Source organism: Micrococcus sp. M4NT (assembly GCF_033790745.1).
In the GTDB taxonomy this organism is placed as follows: Bacteria; Actinomycetota; Actinomycetes; order Actinomycetales; family Micrococcaceae; genus Micrococcus.
The window spans coordinates 188,537-195,656 of record NZ_JAMYEH010000004.1 but is presented as its reverse complement, the minus strand read 5'-3'; the positions used below and the strand labels follow the sequence as shown (position 1 = coordinate 195,656).

At 73.8% G+C, this 7,120-nt stretch carries 6 protein-coding genes; all 6 read right to left on the bottom strand.

Going from position 1 to position 7,120, the window contains the following annotated elements; all coding sequences use genetic code 11:
- Nucleotides 1-123: 123 nt before the first annotated feature.
- Nucleotides 124-900, bottom strand: a complete 777-nt coding sequence (locus NJC10_RS04280; protein WP_319074784.1) for an ABC transporter ATP-binding protein — start codon at nt 898-900, stop codon at nt 124-126.
- Complete coding sequence (locus tag NJC10_RS04275) at nt 897-1,787, bottom strand: metal ABC transporter permease (RefSeq protein WP_248115191.1); 891 nt, start codon at nt 1,785-1,787, stop codon at nt 897-899. The genes NJC10_RS04280 and NJC10_RS04275 overlap by 4 nt, the downstream gene beginning before the upstream one ends.
- Before the next feature lie 65 nt (nt 1,788-1,852).
- Nucleotides 1,853-2,860, bottom strand: a complete 1,008-nt coding sequence (locus NJC10_RS04270; RefSeq protein ID WP_319074782.1) for a metal ABC transporter substrate-binding protein — start codon at nt 2,858-2,860, stop codon at nt 1,853-1,855.
- Nucleotides 2,861-2,967: 107 nt separating this feature from the next.
- Nucleotides 2,968-4,026 (bottom strand): hemolysin family protein, encoded by a 1,059-nt coding sequence (locus NJC10_RS04265; RefSeq protein WP_248115193.1) that lies wholly within the window; start codon nt 4,024-4,026, stop codon nt 2,968-2,970.
- A complete protein-coding gene (locus NJC10_RS04260; protein ID WP_319074781.1) occupies nt 4,023-5,342 on the bottom strand; it encodes a hemolysin family protein in 1,320 nt (439 codons plus the stop codon). The genes NJC10_RS04265 and NJC10_RS04260 overlap by 4 nt, the downstream gene beginning before the upstream one ends.
- A 194-nt stretch (nt 5,343-5,536) precedes the next feature.
- Entirely contained in the window at nt 5,537-7,021 is a 1,485-nt protein-coding gene (locus tag NJC10_RS04255; protein ID WP_319074780.1) for a GuaB1 family IMP dehydrogenase-related protein, read from the bottom strand.
- Nucleotides 7,022-7,120 lie beyond the last annotated feature (99 nt).

Below are 7,120 nucleotides of genomic sequence, written 5' to 3'. Positions count from 1 at the left end.
CCTGCCGGTCCGGGTCGGGAGCATCGGGGCGATCAACTCCCATTGGGCATCGGAGAGCATCTGGAAGCGGGACATGCCTTCCAGGGTGTCAGCTGGCCCCCTGGATCCATTCTCAGACACGCCCTAGCGGTGCTCGGGCCCCCCGGCGGGGTCGTCCAGATGCCCGAACACGGGCCGGTGGAGCGCGCCGCGCCCGTAGACCCGCTCGAGGTTCTCCTCCGTGAGCACGTGGGCGGGCACGCCCGAGGCGACCACGCGTCCGCCCATGAGGACCACATGGTCCGCCGCGGCCGCCTCGTCGAGGTCGTGGGTCGTGAACACCACGGAGACCCCCTCGTGCGGCTGCTCGTGGATCAGGTCGTCGATCGTGCGGGCCGAGACCAGGTCGAGGCCGGTGACCGGCTCGTCCAGCATGAGCACGTCATGCTCCTGGGCCAGACCCTGTGCGACGTACACGCGCTGCCGCTGGCCGCCGGAGAGCTGGTCGAGGTGCCGCGCCGCCAGGTCCGTGACCCGCATGCGCTCCATCGCCGCGTCCACCGCGGCCCGGTCGGCGGCCCTCAGGCGTCCGAACCAGCCGAGGGACGGGTACCGGCCCATGGTGACCACGTCCCGCACCGTGAGCGGGACGCCCTGCGGGAACTGGAGGGACTGCATCACGAAGGCGGTGCGGCGGGCCCGCTCGGCGGCGGGCTCGCCGAGCACGTGCACGGTGCCCGCCGCGGGCTCGAGCACTCCCGCGAGCGCCGCCAGGAGGGTGGACTTGCCGGAGCCGTTGGGCCCGATCACGGCCACCACGCACCCGGCGGGAACCGTGAAGGAGGAGGCCTCCACGGCCAGGTGCTCGCCGTGGCGCAGCTCGAGGCCTGCGGCCTCGGCGAGGATCCGGGGGTCGTTCACGAGGTCACGCTCCGGCGGGTCGGGAGGCCGTCACGCGTGCGGCGGGCCGCGGCGCGGAGGCGGCGCCCCCGGGCGGCCTGCACCGCGGCGCGCACGGCCAGGACGAGGAAGAACAGGACGATCGGCACGAGCGCCATGGTGGCGGATCCGGCCGTGCCCCAGTGGAAGCTCAGGATCAGGCCGAGGGTGACGGAGAGGGCGCCGATCAGCATGGAGGCGGCCATCATCCACGGCACGGTGCGCGTGATCAGCGCGGCGGTGGCGGGCGGGCCCACGAGCAGGCCGAACACGAGCACGGTGCCCACGGCCTGGAACGAGCCGATCACGGCGGCCCCGATCATCACGAGCAGGAGCGCGTGCGTGAGCCGGGGGCGCATGCCGAGGGCGCGCGCCTTGGCCTCCGAGAAGCTCAGGGCCAGCAGCGGACGGTACAGCACCAGGCCCAGCACCACGACGGCGGCCGCGATCGCGCCCTGCACCCGCAGCCCCTCCGGCGAGACGCCGAGGGCGTCGCCGAAGAGGATGGCGGTGAGGGAGCCCGTGTAGGAGTCCGAGAGCGAGATGATCACGACGCCGAGGGCCATCATCCCCACGAACAGCAGGCCGATGGCCGTGTCCTCCTTGAGGGTGGTGGCCCGGTGGACGAGCGAGATGCCGGCCATCATGACGGCGGCGGCCACGGCGGCGCCCACGTGCAGGTTCCCGCCCAGCACCACGGCGAGCGCGATGCCCGGCAGGACGCCGTGCACGAACGCGTCCCCGAAGAAGCTCATGCCGCGCAGCACGAGCCAGGTGCCCACCACGGAGCACGTGAGTGCGGCGATGAGCCCGCCGAGCAGGGCGCGCTGCTGGAATCCCAGCAGGAAGGGGTCGGTCAGCCAGTCCACGGGGGTGTCGGTCCTCAGGGTCGGTGTCGGTGGGGCCACGGGCGGTGCCCGCGGCGGGGGACGGGTCAGCCGGCGAGGGCGTCGGCGAGCGTCCGCGCGTTGTCGAGCATGGCGTCGGCATAGTCGGACTCGGCGGAGTCCGCGGGCCCGACGCCGGACTCGTACAGCTCCACGACCGGCAGGTCCCCCGCCTCCCGGGAGACCGCGTCCACGAGGCCCGTGCCCGCTGCCACGGAGGTGAGGATCGCATCCGCGCCGGACTCGCGCACCTGGGAGGCCAGGGCCGCGAGCTCTTGGGAGGAGGGCTCCGCGTCCGTCGATCCGCCCGGGATCACGACGCCGGCCACCTCGAACCCGTACGCCGCTCCGAAGTAGCCGTAGGCGTCGTGGTCGGTGACGAGCGTGCGCCGCTCCGCGGGGACGGCCGCCAGGATCTCGCGCACCTGCCGGTCGGTGTCCTCGAGCTCCCCCTGCACGCCGCGCCCGCACTCGGCGTAGCCGTCGTCGCCGGTGTGCTCGGCCAGGGCGTCGCCCATCACCGACGCGGCCGTGGCCATGCGCGCCACGTCCATCCAGACGTGCGGGTCCTGCGAGCCGTGGGCGTGGCCCTCGTGGGCGTGGGCGGCGTGCTCCTCGGCACTCTCCCCCGCGTGCTCGGCCTCACCGGCGCCGAAGGGCAGGGGGTCCAGCCGGGGTGCCACCTCCACGACGTCGGCGCCGTCCCGCTTCGCATTCTCGAGCGCGGACCCCATGCTGCCCTCGAGGCCGAGGCCGTTGGAGAACACGAGTCCGGCGCGGACCATCTGGGCCACCTGCTCGGAGGACGGGGACACGTCGTGCGGATCGTCGCCCGGGCCCATGATCGTCCCGGACTCCGCGTCGCGGCACGCCGTGACGTCCGCGAGGACCGATCCGAGCTGGGTGGTGGTGGCCACGGCGACGGGCTTCCCCTCCCCCGGGTCGGCGGCCGGGCGGCCGGCCCCCTCGCCGGCCTCGGAGCCGCACGCGCTCAGCCCGAGGGCGAGCACGAGGAGGGGTGCGGCGAGAGTGCGGGCACGGCGGGGAGCGGTCACGGGCGAGGGGTCCTTCCGGGGGGGGGGCGGCGGCGCCCGACGGGGCGTCTTGTTGCTAACGATTCTCATGTTAGCAGGTCCCGGCGCCCCGCCGCCCGGGGCCCCGCTCAGGCCAGCCGCATCCGCCGTGGGGTCTGCGTGACGTCGTGGATCTCACCCACGAGCTCCTCGAGGACGTCCTCCAGGAACAGCACGCCCACGGTGGTGCCCTCCGTGGTGATCACGCGCGCCAGGTGGGAGCCGGTGCGCTGCATGAGCGCGAGCGCGTCCTCCACCTCGTCGTCGGCGCGCACGTTGGCCAGGGAGCGGATGCGCGTGAGCGGCACGGGACGCTCGTAGGCGTCGGGGGCCACCATGAGCACGTCCTTGAGGTGCAGGTAGCCGGTGTACCCGCCGTCGGGGTCCTCCACCACGAAGCGGGAGAAGCCCACCCGTCCCACGGCCCACTCGAAGGCCTGCGGGGTGACGTCCTCCGGCACCGTGACCACGCGCTCCAGCGGGACCATGACGTCGCCGGCCGTGTAGGAGGAGAACTCCAGGGCGGAGTGCAGCACGCCGGACTCGTCCTCGAGGGTGCCCGAGCGCGTGGACTCGGCCACGATCGACTGGACCTCCTCGAGCGTGAAGGAGGAGGCCACCTCGTCCTTCGGCTCGATCCCGAACGCCCGCAGCACGAGGTTCGCGGCCCAGTTCAGGGACACGATGATGGGGTGGAGCAGGCGGCTGAGCCACACGAGCGGCTGGGCCAGGAGCATGACGGCGCGATCGGCGAACGACACCGCCGCGTTCTTGGGGATCATCTCGCCGAACGTCACGTGGAGGAACGTGACCACCAGGAGGGCGACGACGAACGCGGCGATGTCCGCGACGCCCGCGGGCACGCCGACGGCCTCCATCGGCACCACGAGCAGGTGGTGCAGGGCCGGCTCCGAGACGTTGAGGATCAGGAGCGAGCACACGGTGATGCCGAGCTGGCACACGGCCAGCATCGCCGAGACGTGCTCCATGGCGTACAGGGCGGTCGTGGCCGGCCGGGAGCCTGCCTCGGCGCGCGGCTCGATCTGGGAGCGGCGAGCGCCCATGACGGCGAACTCGCCCGCCACGAAGAAGGCGTTGGCGACCAGCAGGACCACCAGCCAGAGCAGTCCGATCACGTCCTCGCTCATGCGCGGGCCTCCGTCCTGTCCGCGGGCACCGGGTCGAAGCGCACGCGCTCCACCCGCCGTCCGTCCATGCGCTCCACCGAGAGCGATCCGCCGTCGACGGCCACGACGTCGCCCACCCGGGCGATGCGGCCGAGGCGGGCCATCACGAAGCCGCCGATGGTCTCGTAGGCGCCGTCCTCGGGGACGGACAGCGCGGTGATCTGGGCCTGCGCCTCGTCCGGGCGCAGATCGGCCGGGAAGTACCAGCGCCCGGAGGCGGTCTGCAGGACGCCGGGGGTGATCCGGTCGTGCTCGTCGGCGACCTCGCCCACGATCTCCTCCACCACGTCCTCGAGGGTGACGACGCCGGCGGTGCCGCCGTACTCGTCCACCACCACGGCCATCTGCAGGTTGGCCTCGCGCAGCTCCGCGAGCAGCTGGTCCAGGTGGACGGTCTCGGGGACGCGGATGATGTCCGACATGAGGGAGCCGGCCGTGAGGTCGGCGCGGCGCTCCCGGGGGACGGCCGCGACCCTCTTCACGTGCACGACGCCGCGGATGTCGTCCGAGGACTCGCCGATCACGGGGAAGCGGGAGAAGCCGCTCTGCCGGGCGAGCTCCACGACGTGGGAGAGCCCCTCGTCCTCGCCCACGGTCTCCACGCGGATGCGCGGGGTCATCACGTCGGCCGCCGTGCGGTCCGCGAAGCGCAGGGTGCGGTCCAGGAACGTGGCCGTCTGCTGGTCGAGCGTGCCGAGCTGGGCCGAGCGCCGCACGAGCGAGGAGAGCTCCTCAGGGCTGCGGGCGCCGGAGATCTCCTCCTTCGCCTCGATCCCGAAGCGCCCGAGGGCGCGGTTGGAGAAGCCGTTGAGGACCGCGATCGCGGGCCGGAAGACGGCCGTGAACACGAGCATGGGCCGCGCGAGCCGACGCCCGATGGGGAGGGGCTGGGAGATCGCCATGTTCTTGGGCACCAGCTCGCCGATCAGCATGGAGAGCAGCGTGGCCGTCACCATGGCGACGACGAGCGAGACGGTGCCCGCGATCGCCTCGGGCACGCCCGCCCCGATCAGGAGCGGGTCCACGAGGCGCCCGATCGCCGGGTCCATGACGTAGCCCGTCAGGAGCGTGGTGAGCGTGATGCCCAGCTGGCACGCGGAGAGCTGGGTGGACAGGGACTTCAGGCAGCGCAGGAGCGGCTCGGCGCCGCGGTCGCCCTGGTCCACCATCCGCTGCACGGTGGGCACGTCGATCGCGATGAGCGAGAACTCGACGGCCACGAAGAATCCGGTGCCCAGGACGAGCAGGATGCCGGCGATCAGCAGGATCCACTCCACGGGGCCTCACCCCCTCCCCGAGGAGTCGGGGTGGGCGTCGAACGGGCGACGCCGGGACTGGAAGGCTCCGATCCGGCCCCGTCCGCGAGCGCGGACGGGCAGGCTGGCACAGCAGTGTCAGGGTGATCCATAGTGCGACCAGTATAGGGGCGGGGCCGCGGGCGGAGAGCCCCCTTCGGGCGTGCCGCGCCGCCTCACCACGAGGCGGCCACGGGCCGGCCCTCGTCGTAGCCGGCGGCGGACTGCAGCCCCAGGACGGCCCGCTCGCGGAACTCCGCCAGGTCCCGCGCACCCGCGTACGTGAGGGCGGAGCGGACGCCGGCGGTGATGGTGTCCAGCAGGTCCTCCACGGAGGGGCGGCGGGGGTCCACGTCCATGCGCGAGGAGGAGATGCCCTCCTCGAACATGCCCTTGCGGGCCTTGGTGAAGGGGTCCTCGTGGCGCGTGCGGTGCTCGACGGCCCGGGCCGAGGCCATGCCGAAGCTCTCCTTGTGGCGGCGGCCGTCGGCGTCGTGCACGAGGTCCCCCGGGGACTCGAGCGTGCCCGCGAACCACGAGCCGATCATCACCGAGCTCGCCCCGGCCGCGAGGGCGAGGGCCACGTCACGCGGGTGCTTCACGCCGCCGTCGGCCCACACGCGGGCACCGGCCTCGCGGGCGGCGGCCGCGCACTCCAGCACGGCGGACAGCTGCGGGCGGCCGACGGCGGTCTGCATGCGCGTGGTGCACATGGCGCCCGGGCCCACCCCCACCTTCACGATGTCGGCGCCGGCGGCCACGAGGTCGTGCACGCCCTCGGCGGTCACCACGTTGCCGGCGACCACCGGCACGCCGGGGTCGAGCGAGCGCACCGCGGCGAGGGCGTCGAGCATCGTCTCCTGGTGGCCGTGCGCGGTGTCCACCACGAGCACGTCCACGCCGGCCTCGAGGAGGGCGGAGGCCTTCTCCCCCACGGCGCCGTTGATGCCGAGGGCCGCGCCCACGCGCAGCCGTCCGCCGGCGTCGCGGCTGGGCATGAAGAGGGAGGAGCGCAGCAGGCCCGCGCGGGTGACCACGCCGCGCAGGCGCGGGGCCCCACCGCCGGTCCCGGACTCGACGACGGGCGCCACGTCGAGGTGGGCGGCGTGCAGGCGCTCGAAGGCCGCGCGCAGCACGTCCGCGCCGGGGTGGGCGCCGGCGTCCCCGCCCAGCTCGTCCGCGGTCAGCGTGAGCGCGGCCGGGTGCATCACGGAGGACGCCGAGGCGAAGCGGTCCACGTCGTCGCAGTCCCGCGGACGGACCAGGCCGAGGAGGCCGCCGTCGGCGTCCACCACCGCGACGACGCCGTGGTTGCGCCGGTCCATGAGGTGCAGCAGGTCCAGGACGGTGTCGTGCGGGCGCACCGTCAGCGCGGTGTCCACCACGGGGTGGGCGGACTTCACGCGGGCGACCGTCTCGGCGATCACGTCGGCGGGGACGTCCTGGGGCAGGATCCCGAGGCCGCCGCGGCGGGCCATCGTCTCCACCATGCGCCGGCCGGTGACGGCGGTCATGTTGGCCGAGACGAGCGGGATGGAGCCGCCCGTCGCGTCGTCCGGGGCGATGTCCACGTCCATGCGGCTCGCGACGTCGGAGCGGGAGGGGACGAGGAACACGTCGTTGTAGGTGAGGTCGACGCTCGGCGGGGTGAGGAAGCGCATGTGGCCAGTCTCCCAGACCGGGACGCGGCCCCTGCCGGACGCTCCGCCCTCGCCCCCGACGGGGCCTGAGCACCTATGATGTTCGGAGGCGTCCGCCAG

Coding starts and splice junctions, on each gene's coding strand:
- NJC10_RS04265 (WP_248115193.1), bottom strand. CDS start 4,026: ATGAGCGAGGACGTGATCGGACTGCTCTGGCTGGTGGTCCTGCTGGTC.
- NJC10_RS04255 (WP_319074780.1), bottom strand. CDS start 7,021: ATGCGCTTCCTCACCCCGCCGAGCGTCGACCTCACCTACAACGACGTG.